Origin of the sequence: Spirillospora sp. CA-142024 (assembly GCF_050942325.1) — a bacterium.
Lineage (GTDB): Bacteria > Actinomycetota > Actinomycetes > Streptosporangiales > Streptosporangiaceae > Spirillospora.
Window position 1 is genome coordinate 266,057 of the sequence record NZ_CP192077.1, and the last position, 22,702, is coordinate 288,758.

At 71.4% G+C, this 22,702-nt stretch carries 21 protein-coding genes; 12 read left to right on the top strand and 9 right to left on the bottom strand.

From position 1 onward, the window contains the following. Genes ACQPZP_RS01345 through ACQPZP_RS01355 form a run of 3 tightly spaced genes read left to right on the top strand, consistent with a single transcriptional unit; the run spans position 1 to position 3,130 of the window. Positions 1 to 756 carry an FHA domain-containing protein gene (locus ACQPZP_RS01345; RefSeq protein WP_433475780.1) on the top strand — a complete coding sequence of 252 codons (756 nt, stop codon included), beginning with the start codon at positions 1 to 3 and terminating at the stop codon, positions 754 to 756. Continuing rightward, complete coding sequence (locus ACQPZP_RS01350) at positions 753 to 2,285, top strand: hypothetical protein (protein ID WP_433475781.1); 1,533 nt, start codon at positions 753 to 755, stop codon at positions 2,283 to 2,285. Before ACQPZP_RS01345 ends, ACQPZP_RS01350 begins: the two co-directional genes overlap by 4 nt. A 17-nt stretch (positions 2,286 to 2,302) precedes the next feature. Further along, positions 2,303 to 3,130, top strand: coding sequence for a glutamate ABC transporter substrate-binding protein (locus ACQPZP_RS01355; RefSeq protein ID WP_433475782.1), 828 nt, complete (start codon positions 2,303 to 2,305; stop codon positions 3,128 to 3,130). Position 3,131: 1 nt separating this feature from the next. Here ACQPZP_RS01355 and ACQPZP_RS01360 read toward each other — a convergent pair whose 3' ends face one another. Continuing rightward, positions 3,132 to 3,482, bottom strand: coding sequence for an STAS domain-containing protein (locus ACQPZP_RS01360; protein ID WP_433465846.1), 351 nt, complete (start codon positions 3,480 to 3,482; stop codon positions 3,132 to 3,134). Between the two features lie 407 nt (positions 3,483 to 3,889). Between ACQPZP_RS01360 and ACQPZP_RS01365 the strand changes: the two genes are divergently transcribed. The 7 genes from ACQPZP_RS01365 to hisC all read left to right on the top strand — a co-directional run bounded on the left by ACQPZP_RS01365 (position 3,890) and on the right by hisC (position 9,400). After that, the gene (locus ACQPZP_RS01365; protein ID WP_433475783.1) at positions 3,890 to 4,561 is read left to right on the top strand and encodes a lysophospholipid acyltransferase family protein; all 672 of its coding nucleotides are present in this window, start codon (positions 3,890 to 3,892) and stop codon (positions 4,559 to 4,561) included. 53 nt (positions 4,562 to 4,614) lie between these two features. Continuing rightward, on the top strand, positions 4,615 to 5,310 hold the full coding sequence (locus ACQPZP_RS01370) for a hypothetical protein (RefSeq protein WP_433475784.1): 696 nt from the start codon (positions 4,615 to 4,617) through the stop codon (positions 5,308 to 5,310). Positions 5,311 to 5,447: 137 nt separating this feature from the next. Then, entirely contained in the window at positions 5,448 to 5,630 is a 183-nt protein-coding gene (locus ACQPZP_RS01375; protein ID WP_433465849.1) for a hypothetical protein, read from the top strand. Between the two features lie 131 nt (positions 5,631 to 5,761). Then, complete coding sequence (locus tag ACQPZP_RS01380) at positions 5,762 to 7,099, top strand: flotillin family protein (protein ID WP_433475785.1); 1,338 nt, start codon at positions 5,762 to 5,764, stop codon at positions 7,097 to 7,099. A 155-nt stretch (positions 7,100 to 7,254) separates the two neighbouring features. Continuing rightward, complete coding sequence (locus tag ACQPZP_RS01385) at positions 7,255 to 7,929, top strand: NUDIX hydrolase (RefSeq protein WP_433465851.1); 675 nt, start codon at positions 7,255 to 7,257, stop codon at positions 7,927 to 7,929. Positions 7,930 to 7,986: 57 nt separating this feature from the next. Further along, a complete protein-coding gene (locus tag ACQPZP_RS01390; protein WP_433465852.1) occupies positions 7,987 to 8,280 on the top strand; it encodes a DUF6401 family natural product biosynthesis protein in 294 nt (97 codons plus the stop codon). 40 nt (positions 8,281 to 8,320) lie between these two features. Then, positions 8,321 to 9,400, top strand: a complete 1,080-nt coding sequence (hisC, locus tag ACQPZP_RS01395; protein WP_433475786.1) for a histidinol-phosphate transaminase — start codon at positions 8,321 to 8,323, stop codon at positions 9,398 to 9,400. Here the strand turns inward: hisC and ACQPZP_RS01400 are convergent. Both ACQPZP_RS01400 and ACQPZP_RS01405 read right to left on the bottom strand, forming a co-directional pair. Beyond that, complete coding sequence (locus ACQPZP_RS01400; RefSeq protein WP_433475787.1) at positions 9,397 to 10,644, bottom strand: MFS transporter; 1,248 nt, start codon at positions 10,642 to 10,644, stop codon at positions 9,397 to 9,399. The two genes, hisC and ACQPZP_RS01400, sit on opposite strands and share 4 nt — an antisense overlap. Then, positions 10,641 to 11,165 (bottom strand): MarR family winged helix-turn-helix transcriptional regulator, encoded by a 525-nt coding sequence (locus ACQPZP_RS01405; protein WP_433475788.1) that lies wholly within the window; start codon positions 11,163 to 11,165, stop codon positions 10,641 to 10,643. The genes ACQPZP_RS01400 and ACQPZP_RS01405 overlap by 4 nt, the downstream gene beginning before the upstream one ends. Positions 11,166 to 11,378: 213 nt before the next feature. Here ACQPZP_RS01405 and ACQPZP_RS01410 point away from each other — a divergent pair, with 213 nt between their 5' ends. Together ACQPZP_RS01410 and ACQPZP_RS01415 are read left to right on the top strand one after the other, a co-directional pair. Further along, positions 11,379 to 12,188, top strand: coding sequence for a dolichyl-phosphate beta-glucosyltransferase (locus tag ACQPZP_RS01410; RefSeq protein ID WP_433475789.1), 810 nt, complete (start codon positions 11,379 to 11,381; stop codon positions 12,186 to 12,188). An 11-nt stretch (positions 12,189 to 12,199) separates the two neighbouring features. Further along, on the top strand, positions 12,200 to 14,125 hold the full coding sequence (locus tag ACQPZP_RS01415; protein WP_433475790.1) for a glycosyltransferase family 39 protein: 1,926 nt from the start codon (positions 12,200 to 12,202) through the stop codon (positions 14,123 to 14,125). Between the two features lie 49 nt (positions 14,126 to 14,174). Here the strand turns inward: ACQPZP_RS01415 and ACQPZP_RS01420 are convergent, their stop codons facing one another. The 6 genes from ACQPZP_RS01420 to purD form a co-directional block, all read right to left on the bottom strand. After that, positions 14,175 to 15,506: a transcriptional regulator gene (locus ACQPZP_RS01420; protein ID WP_433475791.1), complete on the bottom strand. Its 1,332-nt coding sequence runs from the start codon at positions 15,504 to 15,506 to the stop codon at positions 14,175 to 14,177. Between the two features lie 760 nt (positions 15,507 to 16,266). Then, positions 16,267 to 17,553 carry a UDP-N-acetylglucosamine 1-carboxyvinyltransferase gene (murA, locus tag ACQPZP_RS01425; protein ID WP_433475792.1) on the bottom strand — a complete coding sequence of 429 codons (1,287 nt, stop codon included), beginning with the start codon at positions 17,551 to 17,553 and terminating at the stop codon, positions 16,267 to 16,269. Positions 17,554 to 17,820: 267 nt separating this feature from the next. Next, positions 17,821 to 18,612, bottom strand: coding sequence for an MOSC domain-containing protein (locus ACQPZP_RS01430; protein ID WP_433475793.1), 792 nt, complete (start codon positions 18,610 to 18,612; stop codon positions 17,821 to 17,823). Positions 18,613 to 18,620: 8 nt separating this feature from the next. Further along, on the bottom strand, positions 18,621 to 19,931 hold the full coding sequence (purB, locus tag ACQPZP_RS01435; protein WP_433475794.1) for an adenylosuccinate lyase: 1,311 nt from the start codon (positions 19,929 to 19,931) through the stop codon (positions 18,621 to 18,623). Further along, entirely contained in the window at positions 19,924 to 21,069 is a 1,146-nt protein-coding gene (locus tag ACQPZP_RS01440) for a low temperature requirement protein A (protein ID WP_433475795.1), read from the bottom strand. The genes purB and ACQPZP_RS01440 overlap by 8 nt, the downstream gene beginning before the upstream one ends. A gap of 33 nt (positions 21,070 to 21,102) precedes the next feature. Further along, positions 21,103 to 22,353, bottom strand: coding sequence for a phosphoribosylamine--glycine ligase (gene purD / locus ACQPZP_RS01445; RefSeq protein ID WP_433475796.1), 1,251 nt, complete (start codon positions 22,351 to 22,353; stop codon positions 21,103 to 21,105). Positions 22,354 to 22,702: the final 349 nt, after the last annotated feature.

The window sequence follows — 22,702 nt, forward strand, 5'->3', positions numbered from 1 at the left end:
ATGCCGGTCTGCCCGAGCGGGCACGCCTCCCAGGCCACCGACTACTGCGACGTGTGCGGTGACCTGATGGAGGGTGCGCAGCGCGCCGAGTTCGCCGAACCCGAGCCCGCGCCGGCCCCCGCGTCCCAGCCCGCGAAGCCCGAACCGGCGGAGGCGGCGGACTGCCCGCACTGCGGCACGCCCCGCTCCGGCCGGTTCTGCGAGGTCGACGGGTACGACTTCGAGACCGGCACCGTGTACACCGTCCAGCTGACCGCGGCCGGCACCGCGCAGGCGGTGCCGGTGGTGCCGCAGCAGCGGCCGAGCAGCACGCCGGTCGTCGCTCCGCCGCCCGCCCCGGCGGGGCCGTGCGCGCTGGTCAAGGCCGACCGTGCGTACTTCGACTCGGTGATCGCGGAGATGGGGCAGGACGCCGGGGCCCTCGCGTTCCCGCCGTACTGCCCGGAACGCCGCGTCCCGCTGCTCGGCGACCAGATCCGGATCGGGCGGCGCAGCACCACGCGGGCGCTCCTGCCGGAGATCGACCTGAGCGCGCCGCCCGAGGACCCCGGTGTCTCGCATCTGCACGCCGTCCTGCTCGCACAGCCGGACGGCACCTGGAACCTGATCGACCCCGGTTCGACCAACGGCACCACCGTGAACGGCGGGACGGAGCCGATCCCGGTGAACGTGCCGGTGCCGGTCGGTGACGGCGACCGCATCCATGTGGGCGCCTGGACGACCATCACGCTGTCCCTGCAGGAGGGCACGCCATGACGATGAGTCCCGCACCGCCGGCGGCTCCCGCGACCCAGCCGCGGCCCCAGCCGCCGCAGGCGCCCCCGGAGCAGAACCCGCCGGTGGACACCGAGCGCACCGGACGGCTGAAGACGTTCGTGCGCGGACACTGGCTCAAGACGATCCCGGGCCGCATCCGCGCGCACGTCGTGCTGTGCCTGGCCGCGCTCGTGGCCCTGCTGATCGTCCTCACCGTCGCGATCGGGAACGCGCGCGACTCCGTCGAGACGATCGGGCACGACGCGGGCCCGCAGGTCGTCGCGACCGGCACGCTGTACTTCGCGCTCAGCGACATGGACGCGCAGGTGTCCAACATCCTGCTGATCGGGCGCGAGCACGACCTCGGCATCGGCTACGACGAGACCCTGCGGGTGTACGAGAAGCGGCGCGCGGAGGCGGACGCCGCGGCGGTGCAGGCCGCGCAGCTCGCGGGACGCGACCCGGCGCTGCGGCGGACCGTCCAGGAGGTGCTGGACGGGCTCGGCAGGTACGAGCGGCTCGTCGGCCAGGCCATGCAGCTCGACAAGCAGTCCGACCACGCGCCCGGCCAGACGCCGCCGCAGGTCGTGGACGCCTACCGGCAGGCCACCGACCTGATGAAGCTGCAGCTCCTGCCGAAGGCGTACAACATCACGCTCGACACGGGCGCGAACGTCCGGCAGTCGTACGAGACGAAGCGGTCCGCGGTGCTGACGGGACGCGCCTGGGTCCTGCTCACCGGCCTGCTGGCCCTGCTGCTCCTGATCGCCACCCAGCTGTACCTGGTGCGGACGTTCCGCCGCGTCCTCAACCCGGCACTGGTGCTGGCGACGCTGGCCACGCTCGTCCTCACGGCCGTCGGGGCGGGCCTGCTGACGGCCCATGCCGGGCATATCAAGACGGCCAAGCAGGACGGGTTCGACTCGATCCTGCAGCTGTCGCGGGCCCGCGCGATCAGCCACAGCGCGTTCGGGGACGAGAGCCGCTACCTCCTCGACCCGGGCCGCGCCGACACCTACGAGCAGACCTACCTCGACAAGTCGCTGTCGGTGATCTACCCGGATCTCGGCGACAAACCGGTGAACCTGGAGAACTACTACGCGGGCCTGGAGCAGAAGGCCGGCCCGTACAAGCCCGGTGAGGGCGCGGTTCCGTTCCTCGGCTTCTTCGGGGACGAGGCGCGCACGGTCGGCAAGGGCCGGGAGGCGGACGCGCTGGCGAAGACGCTCGCGGGGTACCGGAAAGTCCAGCAGAACGACGCGCGGATGCGGCAGCTCGCGGAGGCGGGCAACCGGACGGCGGCGGTCGACCTGCGGATGGGACGCACGTCGAACGCGATCCGCGACTTCGACGACTACGACGCGGCGCTCAGCTCGCTGACCGCCGTCCATCAGGACGCCTTCGACAAGGCGATCAGGGACGCGGACGGCGGGCTGCGCGGCTGGAACGCCGTCCCGCCGGTCGGCGCCGCCGTCATCGCCTTTCTGATCATCGCGGGGGTCCGTCCCCGGCTGGCCGAGTTCCGCTGACCGGAGGAGATCAAGCCATGCGCGCGATCCGTGCCATCGCCGCCTCGGGGGCCGTGCTGACCGCGGCGGCGCTGCTGTCGGCCTGTGGCTTCGGCGCCCCCGAGAAGCAGTCCGTCGCCGACAAGAAGTCCCTGGTCATCGGCGTGAAGGAGGACCAGCCCGCGCTCGGCGTGAAGCGCCCGGACGGGACCTACGAGGGCTTCGACGTCGACGTCGCCACCTACATCGCCGGGAAGCTGGGCGTCCCGAAGAGCCGCCTCACGTTCAGGACCACGAACTCGTCGGTGCGTGAGGAGGCCCTGGCCAAGGGGGACGTCGACATGATCCTCGCGACGTACTCGATCACCGCGAAGCGGAAGATGAAGGTCACCTTCGGCGGGCCCTACTACGTCGCCCACCAGGACACGTTCGTCCGCGCCGACGCCACCGCGATCAGGGACGTCCGGGACCTGAAGGGCAAGCGGATCTGCGAGGTGACCGGCTCCAACTCCTGGCGGCGCGTCATCGAGGAGCGCAAGGTCGCCGCGAAGCCGGTCACCGTGAACACCTACGGCGCCTGCATGGACGCCCTGGCGGCCGGGCGGCTCGACGCCGTGTCGACCGACGACCTGATCCTCGCCGGGTTCGCCACCGGCCGTCCCGGGCGGATGATCAACGCGCCGTTCACCGACGAGAAGTACGGCGTCGGCCTGAAGAAGGGCGACCTGAAGGGCTGCGAGAAGGTCAACCGCGCCATCACCGACATGTACCAGGACGGCACCGCCCAGAAGCTGCTGACCAAGTGGTTCGGCAAGTCGGGGCTGAAGCTGACCACCAGCGTGCCCCAGTTCGAGGGCTGTACCTGACCTACGGGGTCGTGGACGGGAAGGCGACGATCGCCTCCCGCAGCGTGTCGTGGATCGGGATGAACTTGTCGATTCCGGTGATGCGGAAGACCCGCTGGACGCGCGGCGGCAGCGCCACCAGCGCGATGTGGGTGCCGCGCTCGCCCGCGCGGCGGTTGGCCGCGACGATCGCGTTCAGGCCCGTCGAGTCGCAGAACGTGACCTCGCGCATGTCCACGACCATCGGCTCGCCCGAGTCCACGACCTCGAAGAGCGTCTGCTCGAAGCGCGTGCGGGACACCACGTCGATGTCGCCCTTCACGCGGACGAGTGTGCAGCGGTCGTCGCGCATCAGACTGATGTCGAAGTCCATCGTCACCTCACGCCCCACTCCGGTGGCACACGGCCATCTCAGGTGACTCCTCAGGATTGCGCACCCGTGCCCGCAATCCAAGCGCTTCCCGGGAAAAGGACCAGGTCGGCCGCCCGTGGCTCGGACCGTAACGCCGGCTCGGACGCCCGTCTGGTCCTCGGCATGACTCTACCTGACGATGCGTCCGGGGCGTCCGGAAGGCTCCTGGGACCTCCGGGAAACGTCGCAATAACTTACCGAACAGAAACTTACTTGAGGGTAAGAATGGCGGCCAATACCGCCCGGCCGAGCTTTGACCTGCGCTTGAACCATTCCTGACCGGCCCTCGGCCCGGAAAGGAGGGCACTGACCGAGGCCCGGACCGGCGCAGAGGTTACAGTGGCGTTGGCGAAATTCAGGAGGCTTGGGTGTTCTACACGTTCATGACGCGCGTGGTGCGTCCGATCCTCTGGCTGCTCTTCCGCCCCCGGGTGGTGGGCGGCGAGAACGTGCCGAGCTACGGGCCGCTGATCGTGGCGAGCAACCACCTGTCGTTCATCGACAGCTTCATCATCCCGCTGGCGGTCCCGCGCCCGGTCACCTATATCGCCAAGGCCGCCTACTTCGAGGGCGGCGGCATCAAGAACCGCTTCGTCCGCTGGTTCCTCACCAACCTCGGCCACGTCCCGGTGCGGCGCGGCGCCCAGCGCGCCGCGATGGGCGCGCTGGAGCAGGCCGCCGATGTCCTCCAGAACGCCGGAGCGTTCGCGGTCTACCCCGAGGGCACCCGCTCCCCGGACGGACGCCTCTACCGCGGCCGGACGGGCGTGGGCTGGCTCGTCCTGGAGTCCGGGGCCCGCGTCCTGCCGGTCGCGCTGGAGGGCACCGAGAAGATCCAGCCGATCGGGGCCGGCTTCCCGCGCGTGTTCGGCCCGCGTCCCACCGTGCGGATCGGCCCGCCGATGGACTTCTCCCACTACCGTGACCTGCCGCCCGCCAAGGCCCGGCGCGCCATCACCGACGAGATCGTCGAGACGATCCAGAAGATGTCCGGCCAGGAGTACGCGGCGGAGTACAACGAGCGGGCCGAGAAAGGCTGACCGGGCGTGTCGCCGCGGGCGGCCCGCCCTCCGCGCGCCGTAGTGTCGCCGCCATGGCCCACAGGATCCTCCCGCTCGTCCTGCTGTCCACGGCCGTCGCCGCCACCGCGTGCGGCGGCGACGCCGAACGCGCCGGCCAGGTGCGCGGCACCGCCCGCGCCGAGGTGGCGGGCATCGGCTACACCTCCGACCAGCTGGCCCAGGCGCTGCTGCAGGAACCGCCCGGCTACCGGCGCGCCGGAGAGCCCGACTCGGGCGAGTACGGCTCGCTGAAGGCCATCCAGAACGCGGCCCGGCTCCAGCGGGGGACGACCCTGGACAAGCCCCGCTGCGGGAGCGGCCGCCCGGGCGGCGACGTGGCCGGCGACGTCCCCGCGGCCCTCGTCTCGTTCGTGAACGGCACCGGCCAGACCGCGACCGAGACGCTGATGGGCATGTCCGCCGCGGACGCCGAGAAGCAGGTCAACGCCCGCGTGCCGACCGGCTGCCTGAAGTTCCGCACCAAGGTCGGCACCAGGTGGGCCGAGCACCAGGTGAGCGAGGCGCCCAAGGGCGACATCGGCGAGGGCTCCCGCACCGTCGGCGTCACCACGATGAGCGGCAGCGCCCGCACCCGTACCTGGTACGTCGTGTTCAAGGGCCGCCACTACCTCGCCACCGTCACGGTCTTCGGCCCCAACGCCACCCGCGCCGACGCCGAACGCCTCGCCCGCGACGCCCTCACCCAAGCCCACCGCGTCCTGCCCTGATTCCCCGCCCGGGGCCCGACCCGAGAGGCGGTGCGGGATGGGGGGTGCAGCGGATACGGTTCGGCTTACACGGGCCGCAGGGCGCGGTCCGGGGCGCGTCGTTCGCGGGGGTGGTCGTGGTCGGTAGGGAGGGGCGGGTGACCGGCCGGATCGGTCCCGGGCTGGTCGGGGAGGTCATGATCCCGATCCGCGGCGGGGTCGAGGCGTTCTACGCCCACCCCGTCGACCCGCGCGACGAGATCGGCGTCGGCACGATCATCGTGGTCGTCGAGTACCACCCGCCCCGGACGGTCTACGTGGCGGTCGCCCTGCCCCAGTGAAGTTGTCCTGATGAGGACGTGAATACACGGTCCCGCGACAGAACCGAACGCACCGCCTCCGCGTCTACTGGGAAACGCGGACGGGCCCGAACCCCCTGGGTCGCGCCGCTGACATCTGAAGAGGAGGCCGCATGCCCGTGATCGTGGTGGCGATCGGCGCCGTCGTCGCCCTCATCGTGTTGATCGTTCTGTTCAAGATGGTCTGGCGGGTCGCCGAGCCGAACGAGGCTCTGATCATCTCCGGGCTGGGCGCCAGGTCGAAGCCGATCGACGGCGTGGACAGCCTCGGATTCAAGATCGTGACGGGTAAGGGCACGTCCGTCCTGCCCGGGTTCCAGACGTCCCGACGGCTGCGGCTGGACAGCCGGGCGGCCAACCTCGAAGTGAGCTGCGTGACGCAGCAGGGAATCCCGGTCAAGGTCCGCGGCGTGGTCATCTACAAGGTCGGGGACGACTTCGTGTCGATCGCCAACGCCGCCCGCCGCTTCCTGGAGCAGCAGAAGTCGATGGACGGGGCGATCCACGAGCTGTTCACCGGCCACCTGCGCTCCATCATCGGCAACCTCACCGTCGAGGACCTGATCCTCAACCGCGAGCGCCTCACGTCCGAGACCCGCGGCTCCGCCGCCGACGAGATGAGCAAGCTCGGCCTGATCGTGGACTCCCTCCAGATACAGGAGATCCACGACGACGCCGGCTACATCACCAACCTGGGCCGTCCGCACGCCGCCAAGGTCGCCTCCGCCGCCCGTATCGCCGAGGCCGAGCGGGACCAGGAGGCCACCCAGCGCGAGCAGGAGGCCATGCGGGAGAACGCCGCGGTCATCCGGGACACCGAGATCAAGAAGGCCGAGTACGAGGGCCAGGTGCAGCAGGCCGCGCAGCAGGCCCGGCAGGAGGTCATCCTCAAGGAGACCCGCAACGCCGAGCTGGAGGCCGAGCGCACCGAGAAGCGGCTGGAGAGCGAGGTCCGCAAGCCCGCGGACGCCCGCGCGTACGAGCAGGTCAAGCTGGCCGAGGCCGAGCGCGAGGAGCGCATCTCCTACGCCCAGGCCGCCGCGACCGAGGTCCAGCTCAAGGCGCAGCGCGAGGCCGAGGCGACCCGGATCCTCGGTGAGGCCCACGCCGGCGCCATCCGCCAGAAGGGGCTCGCCGAGGCCGAGGCGATCAAGGCCCGCGCGGAGGCGCTGGCCGAGAACACCGACGCCGTGATCGCCCAGCAGCTCGCCGAGCAGTGGCCGCAGATCGTCGAGGCGGGCGCCGGCGTGTTCGGCAACGTCGACAACATGGTCGTGCTCAACGGCGCCCAGGGCGTCGAGGACATGCTCGCCAAGGCCCTCACGCTCGGCGGCACCGGCCTCGGCGTCGCGCGCCAGCTCCTCGCGGGGCTGAACGCCCAGAACGGCGCCAACGGTCACAACGGCGTCCCGGCCGCCACGGTCCCCGTGGAGGTCCCCAAGGAGGACTGACCGACCGCCAAGAAGGCCCGGCCGGTACGGGTGTGGGGGGACGCCCCCCACACCCCCCGGGAAGAGCAGGCCGGTCCGGCTCCCTCCGCTCCGGGAACCGGCCCGGCTGGGCCTTCTTGGCGTTACCGGGCGGTCGCTCCGGCTAAGTTCGTTGCATGTCCGTGCCGCGGCTTGCCGTTTCCGTCGACCTGGTCGTGCTCACCGTGCGGGAGCAGCGCCTGTGCGCGCTGCGGTGGCGGCGTGACCGGGACCCGTACGAGGGGGCGTGGTCGCTGCCGGGCGGGTTCATCCAGCTGGACGAGGACCTGCCGGTCGCCGCGTCCCGGCTGATGGCGGAGCGGGCCGGTCTCGCGGACGTCCGGATCCACCTGGAGCAGCTCCAGACCTACGGGTATCCGGACCGCGATCCCCGGCAGCGGGTGGTGAGCGTCGCGTACCTGGGGCTGGCGCCGGACCTGCCCGCGTCCAGCCGGGCCCAGGTGCTGTGGACGGCCGTGGACGATCTCGTCCACCAGGACCGGGCCGCGTTCGACCACCGGCGGATCCTGTGCGACGGGATGGAGCGGGCGCGGGCGAAGCTGGAGTACACGTCGCTGGCCGCCGCGTTCTGCCCGCCCGAGTTCACGGTCGCGGAGCTGCGCAGAGTCTACGAGATCGTGTGGGGAACCAGCCTCGACCCCCGCAACTTCCACCGGAAGGTGACCGGCGCCGACCGCTTCCTCATCCCGACGGATCGGACCACGACACGGGACGGCGGACGTCCCGCCAGGCTGTACCGCAGGGGCGACGCCGAGCAGCTCCGGCCGCCCATGCTCCGGCCCCGCGTTTGAGCTTTTACCTGGGGTGATGTCGCGAACGGTGCCTGACGGTTGCTAGTTTCACCCCCTATGAACGGTGACTCGCCCGAAGTGCTCGGTCTGCTCGTCCGGGACATCGGGGAGGCCGGCGTCGCGGAGATGGCCGGCTCCCCGGGCCTGGCGGCGGCCGTGGACCAGCATGTGGCCAGCCTCCGCGACGAACTCGGCGCTCCCGGTGAGCCGCCCGGCGCGGACGACCTCATGGGCTATCTGCACGGTTTCGCCGAGGACGCGTTCAACCGGGGCTGGTGGCCGGACGACACCCGCGACTGGGAGTTCGTCCGGATCGTGGCTGTTTGCTGGATGATGAGGAACGCTGCGTAGGCTGGGGAATCACCACCCCTGTGCGATCTGGAGGACAACGGTGTCCGAGGCAACCACTCCGCGCTTCCGCTCCGTCCTCGACCGGTTCGTGGCCTACAAGCCCGGCAAGGTCGTGGTGTCTCCCGAGGGCCGCTCTTTCAAGCTGTCGTCCAACGAGTCGCCGCACGGCCCGCTCCCGTCGGTCGTGGACGCGATCGGCGAGGCGGCGCGGAACGTCAACCGCTACCCGGACAACAACGCGACCGCGCTGACCGAGGCGATCGCGTCGTTCTGCGGCGTCCCCGCCGACCATGTCGCGGTCGGCTGCGGTTCGGTCGGGATGACCCAGATGCTGCTGGAGGCCGTCGCCGAGCCGGGCGCCGAGGTCGTCTACGCGTGGCGGTCGTTCGAGGCGTACCCGCTGCTCGTGTCGCTGTCGGGCGCCACGGGCGTCCAGGTCGCGCTGCGGGACGAGACCCACGACCTGCCCGCGATGGCGGACGCGATCACCGACCGCACGCGGCTGGTCTTCCTCTGCAACCCGAACAACCCGACGGGCACGATCGTCCGGCGCGCGGAGATCGAGGCGTTCCTGGACCGCGTCCCCGCGGACTGCCTGGTCGTCCTGGACGAGGCGTACCGCGAGTACGTCCGCGACGACGAGGTCCCGGACGGCCTGACCCTGTACGGCGACCGCCCGAACCTCGCCGTCCTCCGCACGTTCTCCAAGGCGTACGGCCTCGCCGGCCTCCGCATCGGCTTCCTGGTGGCGCACCCCCTGGTCGCCGGCGCGATCCGCAAGACGTTCCTCCCGTTCAGCGTGAACTCCGTCGCCCAGGCCGCGGCCATCGCGTCCCTGGAGGCGACCGAGGAACTGCTGGAGCGCGTCGAGGGCACGGTGAAGGAACGCGACCGCGTCCGCGACACCCTCCTCGCCGACGGCTGGACGGTCCCGCCGACCGAGGCCAACTTCGTCTGGCTCCGCCTGGGCGACCGCACCATGGAGTTCTCCGCCGCCTGCGACGCCCAGGGCGTGAGCGTCCGCCCCTTCCCCGGCGAGGGCGCCCGGGTCTCCATCGGATCCCCCGAGGAGAACGACGCCTTCCTGGCGGTCGCGAAGTCCTTCCCCCACCGCAACTAGGTCCCGGTCGGGATCCGGTGGTCGCGCAGGGGGCGGTTGACGAGGCCGAGAGAGACGATGGCCGCCGTGGCCGTGAGGCCGCCTGCTACGAGGGCCACGGGCGCGGAGGTGAGGGAGGCGAGTAGTCCTCCGCGGAAGTTGCCGATCTCGGGGCCGGCGACGCCGATGACGTGCTCCACCGAGGAGACCCGGCCCCGGTAGCGGTCGGGCGTCTCAAGCTGGACCAGCGCGCCTCGGGTGACCACGGCGACGGTGTCGGACGCGCCGGCCGCCGCCAGGCAGAGCAGGGCGAGCCAGAGAGGCTCGGCCAGGCCGAAGCCGGCGAGGGCCAGCCCCCAGACCGTGGCGGCGAGGAGCTGGACGAGGGCGCTGTGGCGGAGCCGGGTGACCGTCCCGGAGAACAGGCCCGCGCCGAGCCCGCCGACCGCGATGGCGGACAGGAACAATCCCAGCGTCCGGGGGTCGCCGCCGAAGCGGATCTCGTTGACCAGGGGGAAGAGCGCGATGGGCATGGCCAGGACGGTGGCCGCGAGGTCGATCGTGAGGGACCCCCACAGCGCAGGGCGCTGGAGGATGATCCTCCAGCCTCCCCGGGGCGGACGCGTGCCGTGTCCGGCCTGACGGTTGCCGTCGGTGTGCGGGACGGGCATCGGAGGCAGCCTGGCCACGGCGATCAGTGACGCGGCGGTGGTCAGGGCCTGGACCGCGTACGCGGCGGGGTACCGCCACTGCGCGAGCACGATGCCGGCGAGGGCGGGCCCGACGAGCATGGCCGCCTGGAAGGCGGTGTTCTGCAGGGCGAGCCCGGCGGCGACCTGGTCGGCGGGAAGCAGCCGGACGGGGAAGGTGCGCCGGGCGGGCGCCCCGAGCGCGGCGCAGCCGGACTGGGCGGCGACCAGGGCCAGCAGCAACGTGACCGACCGGTTTCCCGCACCGGCCTGCGCCACGAGGCCGAACGCCGCGAGGACCTGGCCGGCGGTGGCGGTGCGGACGAGGCGCCTGCGGTCGACGGCGTCGGCCAGTGATCCGCCGGCCAGGCCGAGGACGAGCAGCGGTACGCCCGTCGCGAGGCCGATGGCCCCGGTCCACACCGGGCTGCGGGTCATCTCCCAGACCTGCCGCAGGACGGCGACGACGGCGATCTGCCGGCCGATCGCGGCGAGCGAGGACCCGAGCCACAGGTCGCGGAACGGCCGGCTGCCGCGGAGCGGACGGACGTCCATCAGCCTGTCGCTCCAGGTCACGGCTGCGGCTTCGGCGGCGTTGAAGGTGCCGGGGCGGGGTGGATCTCGTTCAGGTGGGAGAGGATCCGATCTCTCATGGGCCGCCGGGCCAGCGCCCGCTCCAGCTCGGTCACGACGGCGCTGAGCGGGTGGGGGACCTCGTCGTCGAGTTCGGCGACGGCGGCCTCGGTCGCGCGCCACTCGGCTTCGAGGAAGGGGATGAGGGCGCGGCTCCGGTCGGTCAGGGTGATGCGGCGGGTGCGGGCGTCGGCGCCGGGCTCGGAATCGACCAGGCCCTCACGGCGCATCGCCGCGATCGTCTGGCTCATCGCCGAGTGGGAGCGATCGAGCGATTCCGCGAGTTCGCGGATCGTCAGCGGGCCGGTGTGCGCGAGGCGGATCAAGGGATAGGCGAACCGGGGGCGGACCCCCTCGATGCCCCGCTCGGTGTAGAGCGATTCGATCTGGCCGTCCATGCCCGCCAGCAGGGCGTGCAGCGCGCGCCATCGGCCGGGCGACGCGGTCGGGTCCGAGGATGTCACAGCGCTAATATAACAGCGCTCATACTTACGCGGACGGAATCCGTGTGACCGGGGCCGGTCTCGCGCCGGTGTCGAGGCATGGTCGCGGAGCGGGGCCCATGAGAGTCGGGTGAGAGCCGGGTTAAGGGCTGGTGGGGGCGGCGGCCGATGATTTGAGGCTCGTCTCAGCGGCGCTTCACGGCTCGCGAATGCGGGACGTCGAGCGTTGGGGGCATGAGCGAACCGATCCTGTTCCCGCGAGAGCGGCGTTTCCCGCGAGTTCCCCGCCGGCGCCTCGTCGAAGTCGTGGTGCCGGTCTACAACGAGGAGCGCGTGCTGGAGCGCAGCATCCGCAGGCTCCACGCCTATCTCCAGGCCGAGCTTCCCTACGACTTCGTCATCACGATCGCCGACAACGCCAGCACCGACCGGACCTGGGACGTCGCGACGCGGCTCGCCCTGCCGGGAGTGCGGGCCGTCCACCTCGACGAGAAGGGGCGAGGCCGGGCACTGCGGCGCGTCTGGTCGGCCAGTGCCGCGGACGTGGTCGCGTACATGGACGTGGACCTGTCCACCGACCTCAGGGGGTTCCTGCCGCTGGTGATGCCGCTGCTGTCGGGGCACAGCGACCTGGCCATCGGGTCGCGGCTGGCGCGCGGCGCGCGCACCGTCCGCGGACCCAAGCGGGAGATCATCTCGCGGTGCTACAACCTGCTGCTGCGCACCGTCATGCGCGCCCGGTTCTCCGACGCCCAGTGCGGCTTCAAGGCGGCGCGGACGGAGATCGTCCAAGCGCTGCTGCCCGCCGTCGAGGACGAGGAATGGTTCTTCGACACCGAACTGCTCCTGCTCGCCGAGCGGGTCGGCCTGCGGGTGCACGAGGTCCCCGTCGACTGGACCGACGACCCCGACAGCCGCGTCGACATCGTCCGGACCGCGCTGGACGACCTCCGGGGCATGGCCCGCGTCCGGCGGCGGATCCGGCAGGGCCGGTTCAGCGCCGTCGTTCCCTCGCCTCGCGCGTCCGTCGGCCTGGCCGCGTAACGGAGGACATCATGACAACCGCCACCATCAACGTCGCCCCTGAGGCGAGAACCACGCCGGCCGCCGCCCGGCCCCCCGGCGTCGCGAGAGCGTGGCCGGCACGGGCGGCGCTCGGCGCGATCCTTGCGCTGGCCGCCGTCCTGTACGGCCTGGGCGTTCAGACGCAGTCGGGCAACTCGTACTACGCCGCGGCCGTCCTGTCGGGGACCAAGAGCTGGAAGGCGTTCTTCTTCGGCTCGCTGGACGCCGGCAACTACATCACCGTCGACAAGCCTCCGCTGGCCCTGTGGGTGCAGGAGCTGGTGGGACGGGTCGTCGGAGTGAACGGGTGGAGCCTGGTCGGCCCGTCGGTCGTGATGGGCGTGGCCGCCGTCGCCGTCCTGTACGCGACGGTGCGGCGCGCGTTCGGCCGGACCGCCGCGCTCATCGCCGCACTGGTCCTGGCGCTGACGCCGATCACCGTGGCCATCAACCGCGACGACAATCCCGACACACTGCTGGTGCTGCTGCTCGTGCTCGGCGCCTGGGCCCTGCAACGGGCCGTGGAGTCGGGAAGGCTCCGCTGGCTGGCGGCTTGCGGGCTCTTCATCGGTCTCGCGTTCAACACCAAGATGCTTCAGGCGTTCCTCGTGCTGCCCGCGTTCGCGCTGGTGTACCTGGTCTGCGCACCGGTCGGCCGGGCACGGCGTCTCGGGCATCTGACGGTGGCCGGCGGCGTGCTGGCGGCCGCGTCCGCGTGGTGGATGCTCATCGTCGCGGCCGTCCCCGCTTCGAGCCGTCCCTACATCGGGGGCAGCACCGACAACACGGTGTGGGATCTGGTCATCGGCTACAACGGCCTCGGACGGATCTTCGGCGCGGACGGCGCCGGGCAGGGCGCGAACTTCGGCGGCGCCGCCGGTCTCGGGCGCCTGTTCAACGACACGATGGGCGGCCAGATCTCGTGGCTGCTGCCGTTCGCGGCGATCGCCCTGGCCGTCGGCCTGGTGCTGCGCGGACGCCGTCCCCGCAACGACCTGCCGCGGGCGGCGCTGCTGCTGTGGGGTGGCTGGCTGGCCGTCCACTTCCTGGTGTTCAGCCTGAGCGAGGGCACCTTCCACCCCTACTACGCGACCGCGATGGCTCCCGCGATCGCGGCACTGACCGGGGCCGGGATCGTGGCGATGCGCAACGCGCCGCGCCGCATCTCCTGGACCCTGCCGGCCGCGTTCGCGGTCACCGGAGCGTGGGCGTTCGTCCTGCTGCGCCGGACCCCGTCCTGGCATCCGTGGCTTGCCTGGACGGTCGCGGCGCTCACCGCGGTCGCGGTGATCGGGCTGCTCGCCCGCTCACGCCGGCTGGCCGTCGCCGCGGCGGCGATCGGACTGGTCGCGGCCCTGACCGGACCCGCTGCGTACGCGGCGTCGACCGCGGTCGGCGGGGCGGGTAACGGGACCAACCCGACCGCCGGTCCGGCCGTCTCGTCCGGCATGGGCGGTGGCCCCGGAGGGCAGCGTATGGCGAACGGGCCCGGTGGATCGCCCCCGTCCGGTGGGCAGGCTCCGTCCGGGCGCCCCTCGTCCGGTCAGAACGCGTCCCGGGGGCCCGGGGGGCAGGTGAGCACCCAGCTCGTCTCCTACCTGCTGAAGAACCAGGGCGACGCCACCTGGCTGGTCGCCGTCTCCAGCGCCCAGAGCGCCTCGTCGATCATCCTGGAGACGGGCCGGCCGGTGATCGCAATGGGCGGCTTCACCGGCGACGATCCCGCCATGACGGTCGCCAAGCTCCAGCAGTACGTCCAAGAGGGCAAGCTGAAGTACGTCCTCCTTGGAAGCGACGGCCGGGGGACCGCGAACAGCGCCGTCACCGCGTGGATCAAGGCGCACGGCACCGCCGTCAGCACGTCGGCGTACGGCGGGACGTCCGGCTCGGGCACGCTCTACCGGCTGAATGGCTGAGGCGGCGCCGCTGGGATCGGCCGTTCCGTCGGAACGGCCGATCCCGGCGTCAGCTGGTCTTCGCGGCCGGGCCGAGTTTCTCGACGATCAGGCGGTAGAGCTGCCGGGGGCGGCCGGGTTGGGGAGTGCGGTTCGGGGGCAGTGGCCAGGCCAGGCCCTCCTCCACCAGGGTGCGCAGGAGGCGGCGGGCGGTGCGCGGCGTGACGCCGAGCATCTTGCCGGCGTTCTCCGCGTCCACGATCAGCGGCTGCTCCCGGTCGCCGAGCTTGTCGGCGAGGCGGGCGAGGATCTCCAGGCCCTTGGGCTTGGCCTGCGGCTGTGCCCGTGGCGGTGTGCGTGGCGCCGGGACGAGGGCGCGGCCGTCGCGGTCCAGGGCGAAGCCCTGTGCGCGCTGGGAACTCTGGGAGCGCGCCAGGGCGGCGCGGGCATGGTTCTCCGCCTCGTGCGCGGTGCGCCCCATGCCGATGCCGACCTCGATGGCGAGGCCCAGTTCCTCGCGGACGCGCTCCACGAACGGCGGCGTCCGGAAGCCTTCGGTGGACGCGGTGACGGAGCCGCGCGTCGCGATGACGAGGTAGCTGTGGTCGTCCAGAGGCCACACGGACGCGTTCATCCGGTGCGCCTCCTGGAGCAGGACGCGGTGCAGCGCGAGCTTCAGCTCGTCCCGCCAGTAGCGCGGGGTGACGCGGCGCGGCGTCTCGCGGAGGGTGGGGACGTCCACCAGGACGACGACGAGCTGCGACTCCTCAAGCCGGTGGTGGGCGCCGAGCAGGGCCGCCGTCTGCAGGGAGCTGCGGATCGCCGCACCGGTCGGACGCACCCGGATGGTCGGCACGCCGGCCATCTCCATGCGTTCCGCCGTGGCGTGCACGCAGGTCATCGCGACGGTCGTGGCGCCGCGCCGCCAGAGCCGCTCGTGGAACGCGGCGAGCGTACCGGGGCCGGCGGCCTCCTCGCGCAGGTGCACCTGCTCGGTGCCGAGGCTGATCTCGGAGTACGCCTCCTCGACCTCGGCGCGGCCGAGCACGTCGATGCTGACCCGGGACGGGTCGAAGCGCTCGTCGAGGGACGCCCGCAGCAGCGCGCCCTGGAGCGCGGCGCCGTTCAGCGGCACGTACGTGGCGGGCATGGTGAGCACGCCCGCCTTGCGCGCGAAGTCGTAGGGGACGGGGCTGGCGAACAGGCACACGTCGACGCCCGACCCCAGCCGGACGACCTTGTCGGCCGCCTCCTGCTCGTCCCGGTATGCGGCGGCCACCAGCCGGCTCGGTACGGGTGTGGGGCCATGGCCCATCAGCATGACCCGCTCCACCAGGTCGTGCGGGCCCACGACCCCGATCGTGAGGTCGGGGGTGACCGACCCCGTTCGCGCCGCCGTCATCGATGATCGCTCGCTTCCGGTCCGTCCTCTCGGCGGGGGCGCCGCCCCGGCCACCTGCACGCGCACGTTCCGCCCAACGGTTGACTCATGGCTTCGTCGCCCCTGCCTTCTGACCCCAGCACCGCAGTTCTCGTGCGATTCGCCTTCCCGTAGCCCACCCACCACCCTGAGGCGATGAGGGCCTTCTTCCCGCAGATCGGGTCAGGGCGACGAGATGTGACACCCAGACGCGAAATCGAATCAAGAGTGCTGCGAAAAAGTAACCTACGCGACCCCTCGGTCAGTAATTTGTCACCATTCGGCCAGCCTTGATCCTGCATCTTCGGACGTCCGAAGTTGAAAAACAAGACCCGAAAACATGCCGAAGGGCCCCTCCTGACGCTGTCACGTACTGGAGGGACCCCTGTGGAGTCCGTTTGGTTTACGCGTCGGCCGAAATCCGTTCGACCCGCTGTCAGCCGGGTCGGAAAGACGAGCGATACGTCCGGGCCGGGGCCCGGGCTCGGCGACGGTGATTTTTTACCGCGTTACGGTCCGGCCGAACGGGAGCGTTCCACTGATTACTTCGCAGGTCAGTGAGGCCGCGCTGGGGCAGTCAGGACGTCCGGTCAAAACGCTGCGTGACCGGATGGTGACGCACGGACCGAACGATTTTGCGGCCGGGCGTGACTTGTTCCGTCAGGGATCATCCCCGAGTTGGTCAGATCCGAGGCCACATTCGGCCGGACGCGGCCGCCGGGGGCGGCCGCGCCGGGGAGGCCTAGCCGACCTCGCGGACGATCTCGGCGCCGAGCTGGGACAGCCGCTCGGCCGTGTGCGCGTGCCCGCGGTCGAGGTAGTAGGCCGAGGTGATCGTCGTCTCGCCCTCGGCGGCGAGGCCCGCGAGCACGAGGGCGCTGCCGCAGCGCAGGTCGTGCGCCTCGACCTCGGCGCCGCGCAGGGCGCGCGGGCCGTTCACCTTCGCCCGGTTGCCGTCCACCTCGATGTCGGCGCCCATCTTGGCGAGCTCGCCGGCCAGCTTGAACCGGCCGTCGAAGATCCGCTCGTAGATGTAGGACGGGCCCTCGGCGAGGCAGGACAGCGCCATCATCGGCGACTGCAGGTCGGTGGCGAAGCCGGGGTACTCGTCGGTGATGACGTTGATCGGGCGGAGCGTCCGGTCGCGGCGCACCTGCAGGACGGCGCCCTGCTGGTGGAACTCGACGCCCATCTGCTCCAGCTTGTCGGCGGCGACGCCGAGGTGCTCCAGCGTGGCGCCGACGAGGCTCAGGTCGCCGCCGGTGATCGCGGCGGCCATCACGAACACGCCGGTGTCGATCCGGTCGGGCATCACGGTGTGCTCGACGGCGGTCAGCTCGTCCACGCCCTCGACCGTGATGAATCCGGTGCCGCCGCCGGTGATCTTGGCGCCCATCGCCTGCAGGATCGCGATGTTGTCGAGCACCTCGGGCTCCAGCGCCGCGTTCTTGATCAGCGTGGTGCCGTGCGCCAGCGCCGCCGCCATGATCAGGTTCTCGGTGCCGGTGTGCGACGGGGTGTCGCAGTAGAGCGTCCCGCCGCGCAGGTCGCCGGCCTTGATGTGGATGATGCCGTCGCCGTTGTCGGCCACGTGCTCGGTGACCGTGGCGCCCATCCGCTTGAAGCCGTTGTAGTGGAAGTCCAGGTTGCGGCTGCCGAGGTTGCAGCCGCCGACGCCCTCGATGACCGCCTCGCCGAGCCGGTGCAGCAGCGCCGGGACGAACAGGAACGAGCCGCGGAACTGGGACGCGATGGCCGCGGGCAGCACGGGGCTGTTCAGCGACGACGCGTCGATCACCAGGGTGCGCTCGGTCTCGTGCAGCTCGGCCTTCGCGCCCACCGCCCGGGCGAGCTCCACGGCGCGCCGCACGTCCTCGATGATCGGGACGTTGCGCAGCACGGTCCGTCCCTTGGCGGCCATCAGCGAGGCGCCGATCATCGGCAGGACGGCGTTCTTCGCGCCCTGGATGAAAACGGTGCCGTGCAGCTGCCGGCCGCCGCGCACGCGGTAGCGAACCTCGTGGCCCATGCTCATGCCGCCTTACTTCCTCTCGGGTGCGGGTGAAGTGCCTGCCATCCAGTGGGAGCACGAGGGCCGAGCGTGCCGAACGGTGTCCCCCCGTCTGCCGACGCGACCCCAGTAAACCATCGGGCCGGAGCTGTGGTGTCCGGCCCGCGCCCCGTGGGCGCCGGTCTGCTCGTTGAGACTTCCGTGACACGCCATAGGTTCGCGTTCCCTGAAAATTCCCATGGTGAGCCTAGGGGCGGCGCGACTCCGCCGCCGGTGTTTCGAAGATCATCCACTTGGGCGGGGCGCCACGATCTCCACCGGGTCGCCGACCGTGAGCGTGCCGAGGGCGCGCGGAACGCAGTTCTGGCCGAACTGGATGCCCCGGTCCCAGGTGCGGTAGGAGGCGAGCGTCCGCAGCGGCTCACGGCCGCGCTCGCCGGTCCGCTGGTCGGTGGTGGTGACGACGCAGCGGCTGCACGGCTTGACCATCTCGATGACGGCCTCGCCGATGCGGAGCAGGCGCACGCCGTCCTCGCCGTAGGGGCCGAGGCCCTCGATGACGAGGCTGGGACGAAATCGGTTCATCGGCAGCGGCTCGTCCAGCCGGCCGTTGAGGTCGGTCAGGGACTCGGCGGAGATGACCAGCAGCGGGTAGCCGTCGGCGAACATGACCTCGCCGCCGCCCCGGGACGTGGGCCGGTGACCGGTGAAGCGCACCAGGCGGCAGTCATGGCCGAGCAGGTCGGAGAACCACGCGGCGGCCTCGTCGCCCTGGTCGACGCCCTGGCATTCCTTGCGCTGGACGGTCACGTCCCTTACCTCGCCGTCGTCCACGGCCTTGTGGACGAGCGACAAGGCACCGGGAGCGTCCACCGTGAGGATCTCGCCGTCATAGGACGGGCGCATCAGCGCCATCCGCGCGAAGTCCCGCTGCGACAGGAAGCGGCCCTCGGGGGTGACGAGCATGAACTCGCGGTCGAACGGCAGACCGCGCGCGGTCAGCTCGGCACTGCGCAGGGCGGTTCCGCCGCCGCTTTTGAGTGGATAGGCGTTCAGTTCGGTAAGGGTCCCGTCCAAGGCCCCTCCTATCTGAGATCGGCCAGTCGGTCGAACACGGGCCCAAGGCGCACGACGAAACGCTCGGGACGGCACACCTCGTCGAGGCGCTTCTCGTCGAGTGCGAGCCCGGCTTCCGCGGCGTGCTCGCGCAGCGTCTCGCGGAACGGCACGCCGGTCTCCCACGTCTCCATGGCGGCCTTCTGGACGAGCGGATATGCCTCGTCGTCGCGTGACATACCCGCCTCGACCAGTTCCAGCAGCACGGTCGAGGTGTAGATGAGGCCGCCGGTCGACTCCAGATTGGCCTTCATCCGCGCCTCGTCCACAACAAGTCCGGACATAAGGCGATTCGTCAGGTTCAGCATGTAGTCGAGCGCGATGGACGCGTCCGGCAGTGCGATCCGCTCGGTGGACGAGTGCGAGATGTCGCGCTCGTGCCACAGCGGAATGCCCTCCAGCACCGGGACGATCTGGGCCCGCACGATCCGCGCCATCCCGGCCAGCCGCTCGGAGATGATCGGGTTCTTCTTGTGCGGCATCGCCGACGAGCCCTTCTGGCCCTTGCCGAACGGCTCCCACAGCTCCCGGACCTCGGTGCGCTGCCCGTGCCGAACCTCCAGCGCGATCGCCTCGCACACCGTCGCCATGATCGCGAGGGACGACACCCACTCGCTGATCCCGTCCCGGATGACGACCTGGGTGGACACGTCGGCCGGCGTCAGCCCGAGCCGCCGGGCGACGTGCAGCTCGATCGCCGGGTCGATGTTGGAGTACGTCCCGACCGCGCCGGAGATCGCCATCACGCCCACCGCCTCGCGGGCGCGCCGCAGCCGGTCGCGGGAGCGCGCCATCGCGAACGCGAAGTCGGCGACGCGGTGCCCCCACACGTCCGGCTCGCCGTGGATGCCGTGCGTCCGCCCGACCCGCAGCGTGCCCTTGTGGGCCAGCGCGTGGTCGCGCAGCGTCGCGACGAGCGTGTCGGCCTTGGCCAGCAGGATGTCGGTGGCCTCCACGAGCTGCAGCGCGAGGGCCGTGTCGAGCAGGTCGGACGACGTCATGCCGAAGTGGACGTACCGGGCCGCCTCGCGGGGCTCGGTGTTGTCCGCCCACGCGGACAGGAACGCGATCACGTCGTGCTGCGTGACCGCCTCGATCGCGTGCACCGCCTCCGGCGTCGGCGGCGGCGCCTTGCGCACCGGCTCCACCACCTCCGGCGGGATCGTGCCGGCCTCGGCGTGGGCCTCGACGACGAGGACCTCCACCTGGCACCACAGCTCGTACTTGTGCGCGTCACTCCAGACGCGCCCCATCTCCGGAAGGGTGTACCGATCAATCACCCGACGATTGTCCCAGGCCGGGGGCGGGAGCGTCCGGCCGGGTCGTCACGTGTTCGAGGGCGAGGGCGGCGGTGAGCAGGAGGACGAGGGCGGCGATCTCCGCGACGGCGGACCAGAGGCCCAGCGGGGTGAGGGCCAGGGCGACCACGGCGGCGGCCAGCCGGATGCGGGACGCGCCTATGCGCATGGTCCGGCGGAACGCGACGTCGCCCGCCAGATAGAGCGCGATCCCGCCGGCCAGGGCCAGCGCCGGACCGAGATGCAGATGGTCCCAGGCATGCCCGACGGCCTGCCCCATGCCGGCCGCCGCGACGATGATCCCGACGATCAGCGGAATGTGGGCGTAGAAGTACCCGAACATGGTCATCTGGGTGCGGCGCACGTCGTCGGCGGCGGTCAGCGACTCCTCGGCGCGCGCGTCGTCCCTGGCGAAGTAGCTCCACCAGACAGCCGCTGCGAGCGCGAGGCCGAGCAGCACGGCGACGACCAGGCCCGCGTCCAGATGCGCGTGCTCGGCGCCCGCGCCGACCGCGATCACCGACTCGCCGATCGTGATCATGACGAGCAGCCCGTGCCGTTCGACGATGTGCGCTGGCTGGATGGTGAAGAGCCCGCCCGCCGGAACGATGTAGGGCTGCACGATCGGAACGATGAGGGCGAGCGTCCACAGCACGTACACCGGCGCCCCGTGGTCGAGGACGCCGGCGCTGATGATGAGCACCGCCGCGAGCAGGTTCGCGGGCAGGACGCGCAGGATGTTCGGGTTGCCCTGCATGTACAGGGTCACGTGGGCGAGCACCAGGACCAGGTACCCGATGCCCCACAGGACGCCGCCGCCCTTGAACGCCGTCGGGGTCGCCAGCGCGACCATGAAGAATCCGCCCATTCCGACGAGGATCAGCAGTCGCCGTGCCGCCGTCGTGGGCGCGAGGGTGTTCGTCAGCCAGGCGTAGCCGGCGTACATCCACCACAGGACGCCGAACATCAGCACGACCTGGAGGAGCCCGAGCGGATTCAGCTCCTTGACCAGGACGTGGCTGAGCTGCGTCACCGCGAAAACGAACACCAGATCGAAGAAGAGCTCCAGCGTCGTGACGCGGTAGACCTCCTCGCCTGCGGCCACGGGGGAGGAAGCCATGCCGACCTCACTTATATAGGTGTAATCAAGTAATCATGGCATGGGAGCGGCCTTCAGCGCGATGTCCGCCCGGTGGTGCGAGCCCCTCAGGCCGATCTTCGCGACGGCGTCATAGGCGGTTTCGCGGGCGGCGGCCAGGTCGGGCCCCGTGCCGACCACGTTGAGGACTCGTCCGCCGTTCGCGACCAGCCGCCCCTCTCCGCCGAGCTTGGTGCCCGCGTGCAGGACGTACGCGCCCTCGACTTCGGCCGCCTCCTCCAGGCCGGTGATCTCGTCGCCCTTGGCCGGAGCGGACGGGTAGCCCTCGGCGGCCACGACCACAGTCACGGCCGCGCCCGGGTGCCATTCGGGACGGAGGTCCGGGTCGAGCCCGCCGATCGCGCATGCCTGGAGGAGCGTGGCGATCGGGGTGGCCAGCCGGTCCAGGACGACCTGGGTCTCGGGGTCGCCGAACCGCGCGTTGAACTCGACCACCCGCACACCCTTGGAGGTCAGGGCCAGTCCCGCGTACAGGACGCCGACGTACGGCGTCTCGCGGCGGCGCAACTCGTCCATTGCGGGCTGGACGACCGTGGCCATGACCTCGTCCACCAGGTCCGGCGGTGCCCACGGGAGCGGCGTGTAGGCGCCCATCCCGCCCGTGTTCGGCCCCTCATCGTCGTCGTAGGCGCGCTTGAAGTCCTGTGCGGGCAGCAGGGGGACGGCGTGCTCGCCGTCGCACAGCGCGAACAGGGAGACCTCGGGACCGTCAAGGAACTCCTCTATCACGACGCGCTCGCAAGCCGCGGCGTGCGCGGACGCGACGGCGCGGTCCACGGTCACGACGACGCCCTTGCCGGCCGCCAGACCGTCGTCCTTCACCACGTACGGCGGACCGAACGCGTCGAGCGCCGCCTCCACCTGCGCGGTCGTGTCGCAGACCCGCGCTTCGGCGGTCGGCACCCCGGCCTCCGCCATGACCTCCTTCGCGAACGCCTTGGACGCCTCGATCCTGGCGGCGGCCCGGTCCGGCCCGAAGCACGGGATCCCGGCCTTGCGCAGGGCGTCGCCCACCCCCGCCACCAGGGGAGCCTCAGGCCCCACGACGACGAGGTCGGCGCGCAGCCGTCCGGCCAGCTCCGTCACAGCGGTCGGATCCGCCGGGTCGAGCTGGTGGTTGTCCGCGATCTCTGCCGTGCCCGGGTTGCCCGGGGCGCAGTGGAGGGCGGTGACGGCAGGGTCGCGGTGCAGGGCGCGGGCGAGCGCATGCTCGCGGCCACCCGATCCAAGGACGAGTACTCGCACGTCACGCGAGCTTACTGGTCTGGCTGCCGCCCGGACGGGCATAACCCCCGCAGGGACGAGCGTTGGACGGGGGTGAGGCCGGTGTCACACCGGGACGCGTGAACCTTCCCGATGCGGGCGGCGTCCTAAATGTCGGCTGGTAAGCTGCGACGGGCTTGACCGCCCGGTGTCGAGGTGCGTGAAAGGAGGTGGTCGGGATGAGTCCTGGTGATACTTGCAGTTCGCCGGAGAACCCTCACAGTCCGTGCGCGACTGTCCGACCGTCCGCCTCCCTCTGGCGTCCGGCCAACGCTCCCGCGCGCTCCCTTCGCTGACCGGCCTGGGTTGAGCGCGCACTGACGTGCGTGGC

Excerpts from the sequence above, each read along its gene's own strand:
- ACQPZP_RS01350 (WP_433475781.1), top strand. The coding sequence starts at position 753 with ATGACGATGAGTCCCGCACCGCCGGCGGCTCCCGCGACCCAGCCGCGG.
- ACQPZP_RS01385 (WP_433465851.1), top strand. The coding sequence starts at position 7,255 with ATGTCCGTGCCGCGGCTTGCCGTTTCCGTCGACCTGGTCGTGCTCACC.
- ACQPZP_RS01410 (WP_433475789.1), top strand. The coding sequence starts at position 11,379 with ATGAGCGAACCGATCCTGTTCCCGCGAGAGCGGCGTTTCCCGCGAGTT.
- ACQPZP_RS01415 (WP_433475790.1), top strand. The coding sequence starts at position 12,200 with ATGACAACCGCCACCATCAACGTCGCCCCTGAGGCGAGAACCACGCCG.
- ACQPZP_RS01390 (WP_433465852.1), top strand. The coding sequence starts at position 7,987 with ATGAACGGTGACTCGCCCGAAGTGCTCGGTCTGCTCGTCCGGGACATC.
- ACQPZP_RS01420 (WP_433475791.1), bottom strand. The coding sequence starts at position 15,506 with ATGACGGCGGCGCGAACGGGGTCGGTCACCCCCGACCTCACGATCGGG.
- ACQPZP_RS01370 (WP_433475784.1), top strand. The coding sequence starts at position 4,615 with ATGGCCCACAGGATCCTCCCGCTCGTCCTGCTGTCCACGGCCGTCGCC.
- ACQPZP_RS01355 (WP_433475782.1), top strand. The coding sequence starts at position 2,303 with ATGCGCGCGATCCGTGCCATCGCCGCCTCGGGGGCCGTGCTGACCGCG.
- ACQPZP_RS01440 (WP_433475795.1), bottom strand. The coding sequence starts at position 21,069 with ATGGCTTCCTCCCCCGTGGCCGCAGGCGAGGAGGTCTACCGCGTCACG.
- murA (WP_433475792.1), bottom strand. The coding sequence starts at position 17,553 with ATGGGCCACGAGGTTCGCTACCGCGTGCGCGGCGGCCGGCAGCTGCAC.
- ACQPZP_RS01360 (WP_433465846.1), bottom strand. The coding sequence starts at position 3,482 with ATGGACTTCGACATCAGTCTGATGCGCGACGACCGCTGCACACTCGTC.
- ACQPZP_RS01345 (WP_433475780.1), top strand. The coding sequence starts at position 1 with ATGCCGGTCTGCCCGAGCGGGCACGCCTCCCAGGCCACCGACTACTGC.
- ACQPZP_RS01380 (WP_433475785.1), top strand. The coding sequence starts at position 5,762 with ATGCCCGTGATCGTGGTGGCGATCGGCGCCGTCGTCGCCCTCATCGTG.